At 38.0% G+C, this 17,485-nt stretch carries 21 protein-coding genes; 5 read left to right on the top strand and 16 right to left on the bottom strand.

Translation table 11 applies throughout. From position 1 onward, the window contains the following. Positions 1 to 421 precede the first annotated feature (421 nt). The 16 genes from CYP77_RS02085 to mraY form a co-directional block, all read right to left on the bottom strand. Complete coding sequence (locus tag CYP77_RS02085) at positions 422 to 1,747, bottom strand: aminotransferase class V-fold PLP-dependent enzyme (RefSeq protein ID WP_103566599.1); 1,326 nt, start codon at positions 1,745 to 1,747, stop codon at positions 422 to 424. 86 nt (positions 1,748 to 1,833) lie between these two features. Then, a complete protein-coding gene (locus CYP77_RS02090; RefSeq protein WP_002941192.1) occupies positions 1,834 to 2,022 on the bottom strand; it encodes a hypothetical protein in 189 nt (62 codons plus the stop codon). Between the two features lie 25 nt (positions 2,023 to 2,047). Next, positions 2,048 to 2,791 (bottom strand): winged helix-turn-helix domain-containing protein, encoded by a 744-nt coding sequence (locus tag CYP77_RS02095; RefSeq protein WP_103566601.1) that lies wholly within the window; start codon positions 2,789 to 2,791, stop codon positions 2,048 to 2,050. Next, the gene (gene fdhD, locus CYP77_RS02100; RefSeq protein ID WP_103566603.1) at positions 2,784 to 3,566 is read right to left on the bottom strand and encodes a formate dehydrogenase accessory sulfurtransferase FdhD; all 783 of its coding nucleotides are present in this window, start codon (positions 3,564 to 3,566) and stop codon (positions 2,784 to 2,786) included. Before fdhD ends, CYP77_RS02095 begins: the two co-directional genes overlap by 8 nt. 190 nt (positions 3,567 to 3,756) lie before the next feature. Next, positions 3,757 to 4,359, bottom strand: coding sequence for a hypothetical protein (locus tag CYP77_RS10075; RefSeq protein WP_219809398.1), 603 nt, complete (start codon positions 4,357 to 4,359; stop codon positions 3,757 to 3,759). Positions 4,360 to 4,399: 40 nt separating this feature from the next. After that, on the bottom strand, positions 4,400 to 4,873 hold the full coding sequence (locus CYP77_RS02110) for a hypothetical protein (RefSeq protein WP_141090829.1): 474 nt from the start codon (positions 4,871 to 4,873) through the stop codon (positions 4,400 to 4,402). A 53-nt stretch (positions 4,874 to 4,926) separates the two neighbouring features. Next, a complete protein-coding gene (locus CYP77_RS02115) occupies positions 4,927 to 5,283 on the bottom strand; it encodes a hypothetical protein (protein WP_103566608.1) in 357 nt (118 codons plus the stop codon). 123 nt (positions 5,284 to 5,406) lie between these two features. After that, on the bottom strand, positions 5,407 to 5,868 hold the full coding sequence (locus CYP77_RS02120; RefSeq protein WP_141090564.1) for a hypothetical protein: 462 nt from the start codon (positions 5,866 to 5,868) through the stop codon (positions 5,407 to 5,409). Continuing rightward, on the bottom strand, positions 5,804 to 6,298 hold the full coding sequence (locus CYP77_RS02125; protein WP_103566615.1) for a hypothetical protein: 495 nt from the start codon (positions 6,296 to 6,298) through the stop codon (positions 5,804 to 5,806). The genes CYP77_RS02120 and CYP77_RS02125 overlap by 65 nt, the downstream gene beginning before the upstream one ends. Next, positions 6,285 to 6,587 carry a hypothetical protein gene (locus tag CYP77_RS10115; RefSeq protein ID WP_258032363.1) on the bottom strand — a complete coding sequence of 101 codons (303 nt, stop codon included), beginning with the start codon at positions 6,585 to 6,587 and terminating at the stop codon, positions 6,285 to 6,287. The genes CYP77_RS02125 and CYP77_RS10115 overlap by 14 nt, the downstream gene beginning before the upstream one ends. Positions 6,588 to 7,100: 513 nt before the next feature. Then, on the bottom strand, positions 7,101 to 7,553 hold the full coding sequence (locus CYP77_RS02135) for a hypothetical protein (RefSeq protein WP_103566617.1): 453 nt from the start codon (positions 7,551 to 7,553) through the stop codon (positions 7,101 to 7,103). 17 nt (positions 7,554 to 7,570) lie between these two features. Next, positions 7,571 to 8,032 (bottom strand): hypothetical protein, encoded by a 462-nt coding sequence (locus CYP77_RS02140; RefSeq protein WP_103566627.1) that lies wholly within the window; start codon positions 8,030 to 8,032, stop codon positions 7,571 to 7,573. Next, positions 8,029 to 9,591 carry a M23 family metallopeptidase gene (locus CYP77_RS10120; protein WP_258032364.1) on the bottom strand — a complete coding sequence of 521 codons (1,563 nt, stop codon included), beginning with the start codon at positions 9,589 to 9,591 and terminating at the stop codon, positions 8,029 to 8,031. The genes CYP77_RS02140 and CYP77_RS10120 overlap by 4 nt, the downstream gene beginning before the upstream one ends. A 179-nt stretch (positions 9,592 to 9,770) precedes the next feature. Next, positions 9,771 to 10,988: a UDP-N-acetylmuramoyl-L-alanine--D-glutamate ligase gene (gene murD / locus CYP77_RS02150; protein ID WP_103566629.1), complete on the bottom strand. Its 1,218-nt coding sequence runs from the start codon at positions 10,986 to 10,988 to the stop codon at positions 9,771 to 9,773. A gap of 4 nt (positions 10,989 to 10,992) precedes the next feature. Next, positions 10,993 to 11,508, bottom strand: coding sequence for a hypothetical protein (locus CYP77_RS02155; RefSeq protein ID WP_103566631.1), 516 nt, complete (start codon positions 11,506 to 11,508; stop codon positions 10,993 to 10,995). Positions 11,509 to 11,511: 3 nt separating this feature from the next. Then, on the bottom strand, positions 11,512 to 12,576 hold the full coding sequence (gene mraY / locus CYP77_RS02160) for a phospho-N-acetylmuramoyl-pentapeptide-transferase (RefSeq protein ID WP_021086091.1): 1,065 nt from the start codon (positions 12,574 to 12,576) through the stop codon (positions 11,512 to 11,514). A 79-nt stretch (positions 12,577 to 12,655) separates the two neighbouring features. Here mraY and gpmI point away from each other — a divergent pair, with 79 nt between their 5' ends. The 5 genes from gpmI (at position 12,656) to accA (ending at position 17,402) form a co-directional block, all read left to right on the top strand. Further along, positions 12,656 to 14,119, top strand: coding sequence for a 2,3-bisphosphoglycerate-independent phosphoglycerate mutase (gene gpmI, locus CYP77_RS02165; RefSeq protein WP_103566634.1), 1,464 nt, complete (start codon positions 12,656 to 12,658; stop codon positions 14,117 to 14,119). A 36-nt stretch (positions 14,120 to 14,155) separates the two neighbouring features. Beyond that, entirely contained in the window at positions 14,156 to 14,899 is a 744-nt protein-coding gene (gene fabG / locus CYP77_RS02170) for a 3-oxoacyl-ACP reductase FabG (RefSeq protein WP_103566636.1), read from the top strand. Positions 14,900 to 14,985: 86 nt separating this feature from the next. Then, the gene (gene acpP, locus CYP77_RS02175) at positions 14,986 to 15,219 is read left to right on the top strand and encodes an acyl carrier protein (RefSeq protein WP_002941395.1); all 234 of its coding nucleotides are present in this window, start codon (positions 14,986 to 14,988) and stop codon (positions 15,217 to 15,219) included. Between the two features lie 34 nt (positions 15,220 to 15,253). Next, positions 15,254 to 16,465, top strand: a complete 1,212-nt coding sequence (locus CYP77_RS02180; protein WP_103566640.1) for a beta-ketoacyl-ACP synthase II — start codon at positions 15,254 to 15,256, stop codon at positions 16,463 to 16,465. A gap of 1 nt (position 16,466) precedes the next feature. Then, positions 16,467 to 17,402 carry an acetyl-CoA carboxylase carboxyl transferase subunit alpha gene (gene accA, locus CYP77_RS02185; protein WP_103566643.1) on the top strand — a complete coding sequence of 312 codons (936 nt, stop codon included), beginning with the start codon at positions 16,467 to 16,469 and terminating at the stop codon, positions 17,400 to 17,402. The last annotated feature ends 83 nt before the right edge of the window (positions 17,403 to 17,485 follow it).

A 17,485-nucleotide genomic window follows, 5' to 3' on the forward strand; every position in this document is an offset into this window, starting at 1 on the left:
GTTGAAGAAGTGATTAAAAATTATTTTTTGATTCTTTTTTAATCAACATAAAAACTAGTTGTTGCCAATTTTAAACGGCTACCACATAAAAGATCTTGAGAAATTTCTATTTAACCAGATGTAAAAGCAAGATAAAATGCTCAATATTTTTTGTCCACTCACAATGGTGGCGTGTTTTGTTAGAGTTTCTTAAGACTAAGCAGATATAACTTTGTATAAAAACAGCAAATTTGCTTTAAATTCTGCTGGCAAAATTTGATCCAAGATGATAAATTTTATTTGATACAGTTAAAATTTAAATGGGAAGAATGAGCAAATTCAGATCAAAAAATATAATTGTTTTTATATTTTAAAATGGCAATATAAATTTAAATTTTTAACTTTCTTGATAGTTAAATTTAGCCCAAAACAAAAATTTAACCTAAATTTTTCCGCCAAACATCTCATACAACGCTTTTTCCTCGCCCCAAAGCTCTCGGTGCTTTTTGATAGATGATTTGATAGCGTTTATGAGATAGAGTATGTCCTCTTTTGTATGCGTGTAGTGCATGCTCACCCTTACAAAACCTGGCTTTTTCTCTAAGATCTTATTTTCTTTAAGTCCCAGCAGATCAAAAGCATAAGGTCCAGCGCACATCACGCCAGCGCGGCTTTGTATGCCGTGGTTGTTGCTAAGTGTTGCGGCAAAGTCATAAGGCGAAATATCACGCACATTAAATGAAAAAATAGGCAGTTTTTCTGCATTTTTAGGGCCATAAATGGTGATATCTTCGATACTGCTAAGCTCTTTTTCAAAGAAAATTGCCAGTTCATCTTCGCGAGCTTTGATATTTTCTACTCCTACACTTGCTTGCAAGTTATAGGCTAGGCTTGCTCGCACTAGCCCCAAGATAGATGGCGTGCCAGCCTCTTCAAGTTGCTCGACATTTTTTATAAAAAGGTGTTTTGATGGCGTTGCAAGAGCGATAGTGCCACCACTTGCAAAGCTTGGTATATCACTTGTATAAAGCTCTTTTTTGATCGCTAAAAGACCACAACTCCCAACTCCGCCAAGTAGCTTGTGAGGCGAGAAAAAGGCTGCGTCAAAGTACGCAGCGTCTAAAATTTCATGCGAGCTGGTTGCTGCGCAGTCAAATGCCACCACTCCGCCAAATTTTTTAACGAGCGAGTAAATTCTCTTGTAGTCGGTTTTAACGCCTGTGACGTTTGAGGCGGCGCTAAAGCAGGCGATGATCTTTCTTTTTGCGTTTAGTTTTAGCGTCCTCTCAAGCATCACGTAGTCTATCTCGCCGTTTTCATCAAGCCCGATGCGCTCGCAGTCGCAAAACCCTTCACGAAAGCTGATCTCATTTGAGTGGTGCTCATACGGGCCAACAAGCACGAGTGGTAAATTTACGCTTCTTAAATTTGCTTCGCCTATCAAGGCTCTTGTGGTTGGCGGCAGATAAATTCCCATTATCTCCTGAAATTTCTTTATCGCAGCCGTTGCGCCTTGACCAGTTGCGATGAGATAAAAGCTCTCATCAAGCCCCAAAAGCTCCTTTAACTCAGCTCTTGCGTTTTCGTAGCGTTTTTGCGTTAGCACAGCACTTGAACTGCTGTCTGAGTGAGTGTTTGCGTAGGTTTTTAAAAATTTTGAAATTTCATCTTCGATAGGCGCATAGGCAAGGCCTGAGGCCGTGTAGTCAAAATAGTAAATTCCATCTTTTAAAATGATATTTTTTCTTACTTCATCTATAGTTGGCACGATTTTCCCTTTGGCTAAAAGCGCGATTATAGTGAAATTTTGTATAAAGTGAGGTTATAAGCGGGCAGGGCGCCCACTCGCGTGTTTTATTTGTTTAAGAAATTTTTCTCTAACCACTCGTTAGCTTTTGCTTCACTCTCAAATCTTTGGCTCTTAGCAACTTGGTTTGCACCCTCATAGAAACGGATACGAATACCGTCTTGAACGCTATCGATCTTGATTCTAGTGATCTTATCTTTGTTTAGATAAGTCCTGTCATTTAGTTTTACATACATGTTTTTCTCCTTTTAAAAATTTGGTTTATTTTTTATCGTTTTTCTTCTCATCTTGTTTTAAAAATAGCTCTTTAAAGCGCTTATTTGCGTAGTCTTCGATGTCGTTTTGAAGCTGTTTATAAGCGTTTATGAGCTCGTGTGCCCTATCATTTAGCGTAGTGCCAGCGCTATCTCCGCCACCTTGCTTGGTTGTAAAGAGATCTTCTTTTAAATTTTTTTGCAAAATTTGCAGATGCGACCAGCATTTTTTATAGTTCATACCTAAAATTTCAGCTGCCTTTGATATCGAGCCAACCTCGGCTATAACGTCTAAAACCTCGGTTTTGCCCTTGCCAAATATAAGCTCGCCCTCGTCGTTTTCTATCCAAGTCTTCGTCTTTACTCTCATCTTTTTGCCTTTCTTTTCCTTAAAACAGCCTAGCTGACAGTACTTCACGTCAAAGCCGTAGTCTCTAAGCGTCGAGCGCATGGTCTTTAGCCCGCCGTTAGCCGCCGCCATCTGCCTTGCATCTTTGCAAAAAACTCTGCCCTTTTCGTCGCTCACTTCTTTTAGTTTTAGTGACAATGTAAATTTGCCGCGGTCTTTATCCAAGCCACCAAATTGTCCAAGCTCGCAGTTGTCTATCTTGATGCCAAGTCTGGTTGCCTCGTCGCTTACCTCGCCGACTTCTATGCCAAGCTTGTTTGCGATCTTAAAAGCCGTGCCGCAGTCAAGTTTGCCACTTTTATTTAGCGTTTGTTTTATTAGCTCTTCTAAATTTTTACTCATAAATTCTCTCTTCGCCGCTATAAACGTTGATATTTTCGCCCCTTGCAAAACCACAAAGTGTAAGCTCAAATTTACGAGCGATCACCACACCAAGGCTAGTTGGCGCTGTCCTTGAGATAAGTGCTGGCACCCCGTGCATAACGGCCTTTGCGACCATCTCTGAGCTAAGTCTGCCACTCACCATCAAAAATGAATTTGCTAAGTTAGCTCCGTCTAAAACGGCCTTGCCAACGGCTTTGTCGATCGTGTTGTGCTGAGCGATATCCTCGCCTATGTAAAATTTATCTTCGCTTACAAAGAGCTTTGCCGTATGCACGCAGCCAGTCATCTCATAAAGCTCGCACTGCGTGTAAAACTCCTTCATTTGAGCAAGGATCATATCTTTGTTAAATTTAGCTCCGCTTTTTACGGCTCTTGCCGCCATCGCCTGTGGGTCGATATTTGCTGTTGAGCTTCTGCCACAGCCACTTATTATGACCTTTTCTTCGTCAAACTGCTCTAAGCGTTTTTCATTCACTTTGGCGCTTACATAGACGCTTAGCTCGTCGGTTGAGAGTCTAACTTCAGCTATGTCTTCTGGCTTTGTGATGACGTTTTCGCTGATCAAATAGCCCACAGCAAGCGCCTTTTGATCGGTAGGCGTTGCCATAACGGCGCCAAATTTTTTGTCATTTATGTAAATTTCAAGCTTAATCTCACGCACCAAAATATCATCAACCTGCGCTTTTTGCTCGCCTTTATATTTGATGATCTGCGTTTTATAAATCGGTTCCATCGTGCTCCTTGAAGTTTTCACAAATGATAGCCCAAAAAGCTAAATTTAATTTTGGATTGTAGTAAAAACTTGCTTAAACAAAGCAAAAAGCTTAAACGTGTTTTGTTACGAAATAAACGTTATTGTGATTAAAATTTGATATGCAAGATAGGCATATTTCTTAAACTTATTTTGCTATTTATTTTTTATATCACGGATACTCAAAGCCAAATTCATATTCTTTTAAAACGCCACTATAAAAGATAAATTTCTCATAGTAGAGTGGCATGTCAAATTCTTGCAAGAGGCGGCTCTCATTTTGCTCTGTGATATAGATCGCAGCGGTTGTGCTGTTTTGCTCTTGCTGGTCTCTTGGCTTGCCTAGCTTATTTAAAATTTGCTCTTGTTTGTCGCCCAGTTTGATACCAGAATTTGTAGTAAATTCTTTTGTCTTGCTGAAATTTATATAGTCTTTGGTTAAATTTTTATCATAAAATTTGACGTTTATCCTTTGAATTTCGCCGTTACCGCCACAGCAAAAATCAAGTGTCATAATCTGCGTTTTTTCTAAATTTACAAAGCTTGCCTTTTCGCCGTCTAAGAAGTATGTGACATTTTTCAAAGCTAAATTTTGACCGATTTTGATCTCACCTACGCCTGTCGTGTGTGATAAATTTTCGCTAGCTGTTAAATTTAGGAATCCTAAAATTAGAAATAGTATTAAAAAGCTTTTTATAGAAAATTTACTCATCCTTGTTAAAGTCGCTCCAGCCGTTGTTAAGATATTTTGGACTAGGACTAAACTCCCCGGCACCTATGTCAAGATCGCCGCTGTTTGGTGTCCTGTAATGCCCCTACGCGCATGGCTTTGTTTGAGCCTTGCCTACCTTGCACTCTCCGCAAAATAGATAATTTGCGTACATATCCTCATCTTCTGATATATCGTCATACGCTAGCCTTTGATCGCTATTAATGTACCATTTTATGAGCATTTGACCTTTGGCCAGAAAATCTCCATTGCCTTTTAAGAAATAGCTCGCTAAGGCTATGCCTTGGGCATTGATCTTATCTTTCATGAAGTCATCAACGCCGTAGTTTAAATTCGCATATTTTTTTATCTTGATTATTTGAATTTCGCCGTTAAATGGGCGAGCCTCTGCGGTTATTTTGTACTCACCAGATACGATATATTTTGTACGAGTGTCAGCTATAATGCCAGAAAAGTCAAATTCATCAAATTTATTTTCATCTATAAAACGAGCTTTACTATCTAAATATCCACTAAAGCACTGCTTGGCGGCTTGTTCTGCAAAAAGAGCAGGTGACATAGATAGCACTAGATAAAAAAGAATTATTTTATTTATAGTCTTCATATTTGTATTTATTTTGACTGCTGTAATTCTTTAAAATACTCTTTTGATATAAGCATATTTTTTGGCACCCATTCATTTTTGTTTATCGCCTCACACGCTTCAAAATTTACTACAGCTCTCTTGTTTTCATCAGCATCTATTCGTAGCGCCAGGTAGCATCCATTACTTTCATATATATACTCATTTGCAAAATAGGCTAGTTTCTCACCATATTCGTCATCGTCCGTCTCTGGATCAAGATCTATAGTTTTATTCTTGGCTACTCCAGATATTTTTATGGCATCGTTATTTGCCTTATTCTTATAGATTAGGCTAAATTTGATCTTATCTTTAGCTATCTGCTTTGTGCTCAAATTTGCACTCACAATATCTGTTTTATATGCAAAAACTTGTGCAAATAAGGCACTACAAATAGTTACAATAAGAAGTATCGTTTTTATATCATTTCTCCAAAAAATTATTTAGAACAAAAAATAAAGGCACTATGTTCATTTATCAAATTTTAAGTATTTACTATCACAATCTTCAAAATGATTATACTTGTTCATAGAATTTCCATAGTTTTGTATGACTATACTACCATTTTCATACTCTCCGCCAATCTTTTTAAATTTTATGTAAAATCCACCTTCGCCGTTGCTTTTTATGCTTGATATATAGCCTTGTGATTTTGTCTGATTATTCTCCACTATCTTGTAAAAATACTTCGCTTTATTGGTATTTTTTGCTATTTCTATTGAAATATTACAAGGCTCATTCTTGTAAATCCCCGTTAAATTTATATCTTTTGCGTAGGCATTATGTGTCATAAAGCCTAGCACCATAAAATAAAAAATAACTATCTTTTTTGCCATATCTATCCGTTCTTTTTTAAGCGCATTATATCTATTTAACAAAGGCAAAACTATATCTTTTGATCTTCCCATTCTCAAATTTATATTTTCTTTCATTTGATAGTTTCCCGCTACCTTTAAAATTTGGATCGCCGTTGTTGGTTAGTGCATTTTTGTGTGGTTTGTCTATTATCAAGATGCCTCTATCATTGACTTCAAAAAATGGCACACTCGCGCACCAATCTATCTCGCCTTGAAATTTTATCTTGTCGTCATTTTTCTTTTCAAAAATTCTCAAAGGCCCGTGTCCGCTGCAGGCGGCATAGTTTTGTATATCTTGAAATATCCACACTTCGCTACGATTAAATTTGGTATAAAATATTAAATTTGGTTCAAGCTCATACTCGCACTCCCTGCTATAAATCTCTTCATCATTTATACTTATGGAGCATTTGTTATCCTTGCTGTATGTTTCTATGCTTAAGTTTTTGGCATTAGAAAATATAGCTAAAAGCAGCAATAAGTATACAAATTTAGTTTTTGTCATCGTTTTTTCTATTCTCAGGTAAAACTAAATGACTATTTTTGTCAATGAGTGAGTATTGCACGAGCATGATATATAACATGTCATCTATCTGCGGGTAGTCGTCATCATAGTGGTAACTTTTGTATTTTTTTAAAAAGTCGTCGTTTATTTCAGCTCTTTTTACATCTCTTGGTATGCTACCATTTTCTATCGGTACATATTTTAAGGTATCTTCAAAGACCTCTTTAAATTTCTCGTAGTCTTTGCCATAAATTCTTTTAAATAGCTCTTTATCGTTCTTGCAAAGCATTAAAGATAGCTTAGCAGTGTACTCTCTATAGAAATTCTTTACGCAATAGATACTTTCAGATACAAAAAATGCTGACTTAGCAACAAAGCTATAGTTATACTCTTTTTTTGAGTATCTAATGCACTCTTTTTTGCTATCTTTTATCCTCTCTCTTGCTATCTTTTGAGCTTTGTCTTTTAAATTTGGAGCTTCTTTTAAGATTAGATTATAAAGATCAGCAAAGTAGTTATCTCTAAAAGAGTTATAGTCTGACTGACATATAAAATCTTCTAAAGAGTATTTTTTAAATTTATACTTTCCTTTAGCGTCATAGCATTTAAAGCTAGGAGCAATTGTGTCAACACCATAATCTGCACTGCACCATACTATGGTATCAACTTACCCATAATCATCACTAGCCTTTTTGGTAGCTATACTAGGGTTCATTGGTTCAAATCCATATAAATTTAAACTCATTAGAAAGCTTAATAATAGTATGTTTTTAAATTTCATTTCTATCCTTAAATAAATTTATTAATCAGGTAAATATCTTGATGTAAATTTATAAACATCTACACTACCATCCCTTTCTTCATATAGCCATAGTTCACAGCTATTTTCAGGGCTTGTATCAAATAGTTGAACTAAAAGAGTATTTTTATTTATCCATTTAAAATCAAAGCCATAAGAATAGTTATTTGCATCGTGGGTTATATATCTTATATTTTTCATATATTCTATGTCTTTTAAGGGAGACTCATAAATAAGAATATTCAAAATTGGCTCTTTCCAAATATTGATTATTGTGTCTGATACATACTTACTTTTACTTTCGCAAAATATTTTCTTTACTAATTTACGACAATCTTTATTCAAAAACTTCTTAGGTACCGCCTTTCTTCCCCAGTCATCATCGTAGTCATCTGTTGCAAATAATAAATTTACAGCTACAAGCAAAGCTAAGATTATTTTAAAGATTGTTTTCATAAATATATCGCCTATGATTAGTCAGGTAAATTTTTAGACGTAAAACTATATACATCTACACTACCATCATATTCTTCATATAGCCATAATTCACAGCTTGATTTAGAATATTTATCAGCATGAAAATGTAGTTGCACCAAAAGACTTTTGTTGTTTAGCCACTTAAAATCAAAGTCGTAACAAAAATTTTTATTACACTCTTTGTATTTAAGATTTTTTAGATGTCCTATGTCTTTGATTGTTAGGTCGTGATCGCCATATAAATTTAAAATTGGCTTTTCGTACATATTTAATATAGTGGTTTGACGATAGGAAACCTTGCTTTCATTCCAAATGTCTTTTGATATTGTTTTGCAACCTTGACTCAAAAACTTCTTAGGTATCGTCTTTTTTTCCCAACTATTATCATAATCATCTGTTGCAAATGATAAATTTACAACTACAAGTAAAGCTAAAATTATTTTAAAGATTATCCTCATAATATTTCTCCAAAAGTATTTTTGTATCCTTCCTTTAGTATTTCCAGTGGGTCTGCTAGATCCTTATGCCTTTTAAATTTATTATTTGGATCATTTGTTGCAGTAAAGTTATTTTTTGTATCAGCTCCATTTGTAAAATACTCAAAGTGAAGCATGGTGACTACCTTTTTATCAACTATGTTTGGGTGATCGCCATTATTGATCATAAGTCCAGCATATCCTATAATCTGACCTTTTCTTACCTTATCACCCACTTTTACTTTTACTCTTAAAGGATCGACCTCTCCATATCTAATTATGAAGCTACCAAATTCTACTGTGTCGTATTGTATCGTTATATGATCGGTCTTATAGTAAAAATCACCTGTCTTTATTACTTCACCATCAGCTATAGATACTATCTCTACATCTGACTTAAATGTTTTTATGTCTATATTCTTTTTAAAAGGCATATCTGTATACAGATCTCTTGCGGCGTGTTTTCTACCACCAAGTCTATCCCAATTAAATATAGCCTGACTCTGACCTGTATCGCCCAACATAAGCGTCCAATCGTACAACATACCTTTATCATTTAAAGGCTTGATTTTTAGTGGGAAAACTATCTCATTTCCTATCTCTATCTTGACTAAGACTTCCCTATCCCCATCTACCCACATACCCTTATCTACTCTTGTTATACTCTTTGACTCATTAAAAGAGTTTATAAAGCTATTCATATTATCTTTACTTAGTAGGTTGATACCATACTTGGTATCTTTATTTATCTTTGTATTACCTGTTTGGTTTGTGTTGCTTTGGTTTTGATAGTTTGTGGAATTTGCTTCATCTATGTAAATTTGATATCTCTTATTTATACTATCTTCACTCTTTAGCTCTTTAGTAAGCTTATCATCTTCATAGATATTTATATCTTGCTTAGATATATCTTTATCTATATATAAGTAGCCACTTTTATTTACTAAGGCATCATCATGATTTAGACTAGCTTTAAAACTATTCTCTTTTATAGCATGCTCAAACTCATATATAATTAGCTTATCATCTTTAAATCTAATATATAGAGGTATCTTTATATCTATCCTTATATGGTTTTTACCATATACGCTTTTGTATTTAAATTTATCATTCTCTCCTTCAAGATATGCAAAAAATACTATAGTATGACCACCTTGCTTTAGCTTGTCTAAATGATCTTTTTTTATAAGATCTGAAATTTTAAATCTTATCTCTTTACCCTTTTGATCTTTTAAGGCTACCACATCTTTAGGATTTGATTTAGATACTTCGTTATACTCTATGCTCTTTATCACCATATATCCCCAAAGTACCTCTTTATACCTCTTACTACCTTTTTCTTGTTTATATATAGCCTTTAGGCTTATCTCTTCATTTGTCTTAAATGGATACTCATTATCAGAGACTACATTTACTATATGATCTGTTATATCTCTTAAAGATACCTTGTTTGTATGGTTATAGATACCACCACTTTTATCTTTATATCCTATTAGATATGATAGCTGTACCAGTGTAGGCATGTATGCTTTTAGTATCATAAATTTTGCTTAGATAGGGGTAATTGGCATAAAATTCTTCCTTAATTTTTTCGCCAAATATTAGCATAAACTTAAAAAGTATTCAATAAAAAACTCTTATAGAGAAAATTTTTGCTTTTTTCTTTAAATTTAGTGGCAAAATTTTAGACAAAACGCCAAGATCTAAAAATAACTTAAGCTCAAAGAGCCCTTATAAACTCTTTAAATTTATCTCCTCGCTCGGCGTAGCTCTTAAACTGATCAAGGCTCGCAGCTGCTGGGCTTAGAAGCGCTATCTCGCCACTTTTAAGCTCTTTACTTATCTCATTTACAGCGTTTTGTAAAAAGTCGCATTTTAAGGCAGGGATGTCAAATTTATCGGATAAATTCATAAGCTTGTCGCTGTTTGAGCCGATGGCATAAATTTTGACCTTAAGGCCCTTTAAATTTTCAAAGAGCTCATCCATGCTAACGCCCTTGTCGTCGCCGCCTAGGATCAGGTGCATGAAGTGATCTTTGTAGCGTTTTACGGCTTGGATGCTGGCGTCTATGTTTGTCGCTTTTGTGTCATTTACCCAGGTTCGCCCCATCTTGTCGGTGAGCTCTTCGAGCTTGTTTGCCTCGATGACAAATGTGTTTAAAAGTGCCACGTCGCAGCGGTCAAATAAAATTTTCTCAACCGCAAGTGCCAGCAGTGCGTCTAGTAAAAACGGCGTTTTAAAGGCTATATCGTTCAAATTTACACCGCAAAAACGAGCTAAGTCGCTCTCATCTTTATAGGCGATCACTTTGGCCTTTGTAGGCGTTTTAGCGTAAATTTCAGGCACGATCGCTACGCTAGTTTCGCTCATGCTAGCAAGTGGCTTTAGCTTGGCCTTTTCGTACTCGCTCATGTTGCCATGCCAGCTTAGATGGTCTGGCGTGATCGGCAAAAGCACGTAAATTCCTGGTGTGGCGCGGTTTGTGTAGTGCAGAGTAAATGAGCTGGTCTCAAGTATCCAAATTTTAGCGTGCGGGTCTAAATTTGCTAGTGCGATGCCGACATTTCCGCCCATCACTGAGCCCTTGCTCTCTAATAGGTGCTGCATCATCTTTGTGGTCGTCGTCTTGCCGTTTGTGCCGCTTATCCAGACATTAAATGGCAGATGGGCCTTGTAAATTTCATAAAAATAGTCATATTCGCTAACTAAATTTCTAGCTTTTTTGATAAGCTCGTGGTGAGGCGGGATGCCTGGGCTTGGTATCTCTAGGCCGCTTTTTGCTGGGTCAAATTTGCTAACTGGCAAAAGAGCGTTGCCAAACTCGTCCTTAGAAATTTCGCTAAATTTATCATCGTAGATATCCCAAAAGCCCTCATTTACGAAGTTTTTAGCGATAGCTTTCGTCGTGCCACCATAGCCAAATAGTGATTTTCTCATGCTTTTATCCTCTTTTGCCCCATAAAATTTCTACTATCTCGTTTGCACTTAGCTCACGCATCACGCCGTCTATTTTTTGACGTTCAAAGAGCTCAAATCTAAACGTATCAGAAAAATTTAGCTTCAAAAACTCTGCAAAATATGCGCCTTTGCAAGCAAATTTTACTCTTATATAAAATGCCTCTAAAAAATCATCATCAAATTCAGGCACAGGCGCCAACATACGCTCTACGATCTGCCTAAGCTCGTCTTTTGTTATATCTGGCACCACTTTTGGCTCTGGCAAAGCGATGTCAAAGGCGAGATTTTCAGCGCCCTCAGCCTCCCACCACTCATGCAGGCTAAATTTACTCATATCTTTGCCGCTTATCCTGGCTAAGCGCTGCTCTACCTTGCGGTACTCTTCGCCGTCCTCATCGCCAAATTCGTCGCAATAGTCGGTGTAGGCTAAAATTTGCTCCAAAATTTCATCATACTTTTTTCTAGCACTCTCAAAGTCTGGCTCTATCTGCGCTCGCATGATCTACCTGATCTTTAGCGCGGTCAGTGCGATCAAATTTGCCAAAAGCGCGATGATCCAAAAGCGCACGATGATCTTATTTTCCGCCCAGCCCTTTATCTCAAAATGGTGATGTATAGGCGCCATTAAGAAAATTCTGCGTTTAAAAATTTTAAAACTACCCACCTGCAAGATGACGCTTAGGGTCTCAACGACAAAGATGAGGCCGATGATGATGAGCAAAATTTCGTTTTTGGTCGCAACGCCCATAAAGCCGATATATGCACCAACGCTTAGGCTGCCGCTATCGCCCATAAAGACCTCGGCTGGATGGCAGTTAAACCACAAAAAGCCCATGAGCGAGCCAATTAGCGCAGAGGCTACGACTACGCTCTCGCCAACGCCTGCGATCTTTGGTAAAAGTAGGTACGAGCTAAAGACAGCGTGGCCGCAGATGTAGGCAAAAACGCCAAGTGTTAGAAGTGAAAATATCGATGGCACGGCAGCTAGTCCGTCAAGTCCGTCTGTTAAATTTACCGCATTTGAGGCTGCGACGATGACTAGCGTCCAAAAGAAAATGGCAAAAATTTTCATGTCAAAGATCGGCTGCTTGTAAAACGGCAGGTAAAACTCGGTGTTTAGCTCTTTGCTGATGTATAAAAAGGCTGCGAGTAAAAAGGCGATGAGAAACTGAAAAAAGAGCTTTGCTTTTGGGCTTAGGCCGGCGTGATTTTTCGCACCTAAAATTTTGCTGTAGTCATCCTTGTAGCCAAGCAAAGTAAAGCAAACTAGGCAAAAGAGTGAGGCTAGCACAAAGGCGTTATCAAGCCTAGCGCAGATGATCGTAGCGATCACGGCTGTAAAGACAAAGACAAGTCCGCCCATTGTTGGCGTTTTAGCCTTTTTTTGGTGAGTTTGCGGGGCAAGCTCGTAGATAGGCTGGGCGGCGTTTTTTGCCTTTGCCCAAGCGATAAATTTAGGCATCAGATAAGCTGTCAAGATAAATGCTATGAAAAAAGCGATGCCAGCGCGAACGGTGATATACTGAAAGATATTAAAATTTAAAATTTCGTAGATATAGTAAAACATAGGGGCCTTTATTTTAAAAAAAAGCAATTTTAGTATAATGGCCTTAAAAATTATCTAAATTTAAGGATAAAATTTAAAAATGGCTCAAAAAACTATACTTATAATAACTGATGGCATTGGATCAAACAAAAATGGTAAATTTAACGCATTTGAGGCGGCCAAAAAGCCAAACTACGATAAATTTTTTAAAGAAATTCCAAACTCACTCATAAAAACTTCTGGAAACGCTGTGGGGCTACCTGAAGGACAGATGGGTAACAGCGAAGTAGGGCACATGTGCATAGGAAGCGGGCGAGTTTTGTATCAAAATTTGGTCAAAATTTCACGCGGCTTTAAAGATGGCTCAGTAGCAGAAAATGAAGCGCTAAAAGCTCTTTTTAAAAAGTGCAAAAAAATTCACGTCATAGGGCTTTATAGCGACGGTGGCGTGCACTCTCATATGGAGCATTTTGATGGCATGTGCGAGCTTGCTAGCAAAAATGGCTGCGAAGTTTTTGCCCACGCTATAACCGACGGACGCGACGTTAGCCCAAATAGCGGTCTAAATTTCATAAAAAGCTTAGAGGCTAAATTTAAGGTAGCGACGGTTTGTGGGAGATTTTACGCGATGGATAGAGATAAACGCTGGGAGCGCGTAAAAGAAGCCTATGATAGCTTGGTAAAGGGAGCAAATTTAAACAGCTTATCGCCAAGCGAGTATCTACAAAAAAGCTACGATGAGGGCGTGACAGACGAGTTTGTAAAGCCAGCAAGCTTTAATGGCTTTAGTGGCATGGACGAAGATGATGGCGTGATCGTAATAAATTTTAGAAATGATAGAGCAAGAGAGATTTGCCAGGCTCTAGGAGAAGAGAAATTTAGCGAGTTTGAGCGACCTTTTGCTATCAAAAATCTTATCACCATGACCGAATACGACGCAAATTTTAAATTTGAAGTGCTATTTAAAAATGAAAAGATAAAAAACACCCTAAGCGAGGTCATAGCAGCCGCTGGACTAAGGCAGCTTCACACGGCTGAGACTGAAAAATATGCCCACGTAACATTTTTCTTTAATGGCGGCGTTGAGGAGCTAGCTAGCAACGAAACTAGGGTGCTCATCCCTAGTCCAAAAGTAAAAACATACGACGAAAAGCCAGAGATGAGCGCTGCTGAGGTTTGCAAAGCCGTGCTAAAGGGTATGGATGACGAGCAAGACTTTATCGTGGTAAATTTTGCAAATGGCGATATGGTGGGACATACTGGTAACTACGAGGCCGCTATAAAAGCAGTTGAAGCAGTGGATAGGGCTCTTGGAGAAATTTACGCCAAGGCAAAAGAGAAAAACTACGCTATGATCATCACGAGCGATCACGGAAACTGCGAAGAGATGCGTGATAGCAGCGGCGAGCTACTGACAAATCACACTACCTATGACGTCTTTTGCTTTGTGATGGCTGATGGGGTTAAAGAGCTAAAAAATGGCGGTCTAAACAACATTGCGCCTAGCGTTTTAAAGCTCATGGGGCTTGAAATTCCAGCTGAAATGGACGAGGCGTTATTTTAAATTTGATAATATAAGCAAAATTTATAAGGAGAATTTATGAAATTTAGTGGAAAAAACGTGCTAATAACAGGTGCAAGCAGAGGTATCGGCGCACAAATTGCAAAGACGCTTGCAAATATGGGCTTAAAAGTGTGGATAAACTACCGCTCAAAGCCTGAAATAGCAGACGCTTTGCAAGCTGAAATCGAGCAAAATGGCGGCAAGGCTGCAGTGATAAAATTTGACGCAACTGACGAAGATGAGTTTATAAAAGGCATAAATTTGATAGTTGATAGCGACGGCGAGCTAAGCTACCTCGTAAATAACGCTGGCATCACAAATGACAAGCTAGCGCTTCGCATGAAAACTAGCGAATTTACAGATGTGATAAATGCAAATTTAACTTCAGCTTTCATAGGATGTAGAGAGGCTTTAAAGGTGATGAGTAAAAAGCGCTTTGGAGCAGTCGTAAACGTCGCATCTATCGTTGGTGAGATGGGAAATGCTGGACAGGTGAATTATTCAGCCAGCAAAGGCGGACTAATCGCCATGGGCAAGAGCTTTGCAAAAGAGGGCGCAAGCAGAAATATCCGCTTTAACAGCGTAACTCCGGGCTTTATCGAGACTGATATGACGCATGGACTAAGTGATGAGGTGAAAAAAACTTATAGTGACAATATCCCGCTAAAACGCTTTGGTAGCGCTAGCGAGGTGGCCGAGGCGGTTGCATTTTTACTAAGTGATCACGCGAGCTACGTGACTGGCGAGACGCTAAAAATAAACGGCGGACTTTATATGTAATGAAATTTCAACAAGTTTTGAAATTTAAAATAAATAAAAGCGTAAATATTATAAGATAACAGACATTTTTTATAAGGAGACCTTAAATGGCAGTATTTGAAGACGTAAGAGACGTAGTTGTAGAGCAACTAAGCGTAGATCCACAAGCGGTAAAACTAGAGTCTAAAATCATCGAAGATTTAGGCGCTGATTCACTTGACGTTGTAGAGCTAGTTATGGCTTTAGAAGAGAAATTTGAAGTAGAAATTCCTGATAGCGAAGCAGAAAAATTAGTAAGCATTCAAGACGTTGTAAATTATATAGAAAAACTAGGCAAATAATTTAAATTTGCATAGTTTGATTTAAGGAGATGTATTGAAACGAGTCGTTGTAACTGGTATTGGCATGATAAACGCACTTGGTCTTGATAAAGAGAGCTCTTTTAAGGCTATTTGCGAGGGTAAAACAGGTGTGAAAGAGATCACGAGCTTTGATTTAAGCGAATTCCCTGTTAAAATTGCTGCCGAGATAACTGATTTTGATCCAAATAGCATTTTAGACGGCAAAGAGGTGAAAAAAGTAGATCGTTTCATACAGCTTGGCATAAAAGCATCTAACGAAGCTATGGCTGATGCGAATTTTAAGGAGTTTGACGCTCATAAATTTGGCGTTAGTTCAGCAGCTGGTATAGGCGGTTTGCCAAATATTGAGAAAAACTCAATCACATATTTTGAAAAAGGCGTAAAGAGAATTTCGCCATTTTTCATCCCATCTGCACTTGTAAATATGCTAGGTGGTATAGTTTCAATAAACCACGGACTAAAAGGTCCAAATTTATCAAGCGTAACAGCTTGTGCGGCAAGCACTCATGCGATATCACAAGCTGCAAAATGCATAATGATCGGTCAAGCAACAAATATGCTAGTTATCGGTGCTGAATCAACTATTTGCGGCGTTGGTATAGGCGGTTTTGCAGCGATGAAAGCACTCTCAACTAGAAATGATGAGCCAAGTAAGGCGTCAAGGCCATTTGATGCAAACCGCGATGGCTTTGTAATGGGCGAGGGCGCTGGCGCACTTGTGCTTGAAGAGTATGAGTCGGCTGTTGCAAGAGGTGCTAAAATTTACGCTGAAGTAGTTGGATTTGGTGAGAGCGGAGATGCACACCATATCACATCACCAACACTTGAAGGTCCATTAAGCGCGATGAAACAAGCACTTGATATGGCAAAAGGCGTAAAGATAGACTATGTTAATGCACATGGTACTTCAACGCCAGTAAATGATAAAAACGAGACAGCTGCACTAAAGGCTGTTTTTGGTGATAAGTGCCCACCAGTTAGTTCAACTAAAGGTCAGACTGGACACTGCCTTGGCGGTGCTGGTGCGATCGAAGCTGTCATATCTATAATGGCAATGAGAGATGGCATCATCCCTCCAACAATAAACTACGAAACGCCAGATCCAGATTGCGATCTAGACTACGTTCCAAATAAAGCCAGAAAAGCTGATATAAAAGCTGTTATGAGCAACTCATTTGGCTTTGGTGGAACAAACGGCGTCGTGATATTTAAAAAGTTGGATTAAGATGTCAAATTATTTAGATTTTGAAAAGAGCATAAAGCAAATTGATGAAGATATAGCAAATGCTAAGATCAGAGGCGATGAACATGCTGTTGAAATTTTAAATAAGAACCTATCTAAAGAGATATCAAAAGTATATAAAAATTTAAACGAATATCAACGTTTGCAACTTGCTCGTCACCCAGATAGGCCATACGCTATTGATTATATAAATTCATTTTTAGTTGATGGCTATGAGATCCATGGCGACAGGGCGTTTCGCGATGACCCAGCAATAGTCTGCTATGTCGGCTATATCGGAGGCAAAAAGACTGTCGTTATAGGCGAGCAAAAAGGTCGTGGCACTAAAAATAAACTAAAAAGAAATTTTGGTATGCCTCATCCGGAGGGTTACCGAAAGGCTTTACGCGTAGCAAAATTGGCTGAGAAATTTAACCTACCTATCTTATTTTTGATAGACACTCCAGGTGCATATCCTGGCGTTGGTGCTGAAGAGCGAGGTCAAAGCGAGGCCATAGCTAGAAATTTATTTGAATTTGCAAATTTAAAAACTCCAATAATAGCTGTCGTTATCGGCGAAGGCGGAAGTGGCGGCGCTTTAGCTATAGGTGTGGCTGATAGACTTGCTATGATGAAAAACTCTGTCTTTTCAGTCATCTCGCCAGAGGGTTGTGCTGCGATACTTTGGAACGACCCAGCTAAACAAGAGCAAGCTACAAAATCTATGAAGATAACGGCTGATGACTTAAAAAATTTATCGCTTATAGATGACGTGATAAACGAGCCGATAAATGGAGCTCATAGAGATAAAGACGGTGCTGCAAAAGCACTTGCAAACTACTTCATCTCAGAGCTAGCCGAGCTTGAGAAGCTTGATATAAACGAGCTTGTCGCAAAAAGAATAGATAAAATTCTCTCTATCGGAGCTTACGAGGAGTAAAATTTATAGTCACAAGTGAGTTGAAATTTAAGTAAATTTGCTTGCGGCTCTCCTTTGCATTAAATTTAATACGCTTTTTTAAT

Source organism: Campylobacter concisus, assembly GCF_002913865.1.
GTDB lineage: Bacteria > Campylobacterota > Campylobacteria > Campylobacterales > Campylobacteraceae > Campylobacter_A > Campylobacter_A concisus_AM.

Bases quoted from the DNA above. Each gene is read 5' to 3' on its own strand.
- fdhD (WP_103566603.1), bottom strand. From the start codon at position 3,566: ATGGAACCGATTTATAAAACGCAGATCATCAAATATAAAGGCGAGCAA.
- CYP77_RS10115 (WP_258032363.1), bottom strand. From the start codon at position 6,587: ATGCTTTGCAAGAACGATAAAGAGCTATTTAAAAGAATTTATGGCAAA.
- fabG (WP_103566636.1), top strand. From the start codon at position 14,156: ATGAAATTTAGTGGAAAAAACGTGCTAATAACAGGTGCAAGCAGAGGT.
- CYP77_RS02140 (WP_103566627.1), bottom strand. From the start codon at position 8,032: ATGAGGATAATCTTTAAAATAATTTTAGCTTTACTTGTAGTTGTAAAT.
- gpmI (WP_103566634.1), top strand. From the start codon at position 12,656: ATGGCTCAAAAAACTATACTTATAATAACTGATGGCATTGGATCAAAC.
- accA (WP_103566643.1), top strand. From the start codon at position 16,467: ATGTCAAATTATTTAGATTTTGAAAAGAGCATAAAGCAAATTGATGAA.
- CYP77_RS02135 (WP_103566617.1), bottom strand. From the start codon at position 7,553: ATGAAAACAATCTTTAAAATAATCTTAGCTTTGCTTGTAGCTGTAAAT.
- CYP77_RS02155 (WP_103566631.1), bottom strand. From the start codon at position 11,508: ATGCGAGCGCAGATAGAGCCAGACTTTGAGAGTGCTAGAAAAAAGTAT.
- CYP77_RS02125 (WP_103566615.1), bottom strand. From the start codon at position 6,298: ATGACAAAAACTAAATTTGTATACTTATTGCTGCTTTTAGCTATATTT.
- CYP77_RS02095 (WP_103566601.1), bottom strand. From the start codon at position 2,791: ATGAGTAAAAATTTAGAAGAGCTAATAAAACAAACGCTAAATAAAAGT.
- CYP77_RS02110 (WP_141090829.1), bottom strand. From the start codon at position 4,873: ATGTCACCTGCTCTTTTTGCAGAACAAGCCGCCAAGCAGTGCTTTAGT.
- acpP (WP_002941395.1), top strand. From the start codon at position 14,986: ATGGCAGTATTTGAAGACGTAAGAGACGTAGTTGTAGAGCAACTAAGC.
- mraY (WP_021086091.1), bottom strand. From the start codon at position 12,576: ATGTTTTACTATATCTACGAAATTTTAAATTTTAATATCTTTCAGTAT.
- CYP77_RS02090 (WP_002941192.1), bottom strand. From the start codon at position 2,022: ATGTATGTAAAACTAAATGACAGGACTTATCTAAACAAAGATAAGATC.
- CYP77_RS10120 (WP_258032364.1), bottom strand. From the start codon at position 9,591: ATGATACTAAAAGCATACATGCCTACACTGGTACAGCTATCATATCTA.
- murD (WP_103566629.1), bottom strand. From the start codon at position 10,988: ATGAGAAAATCACTATTTGGCTATGGTGGCACGACGAAAGCTATCGCT.
- CYP77_RS02120 (WP_141090564.1), bottom strand. From the start codon at position 5,868: ATGAAAGAAAATATAAATTTGAGAATGGGAAGATCAAAAGATATAGTT.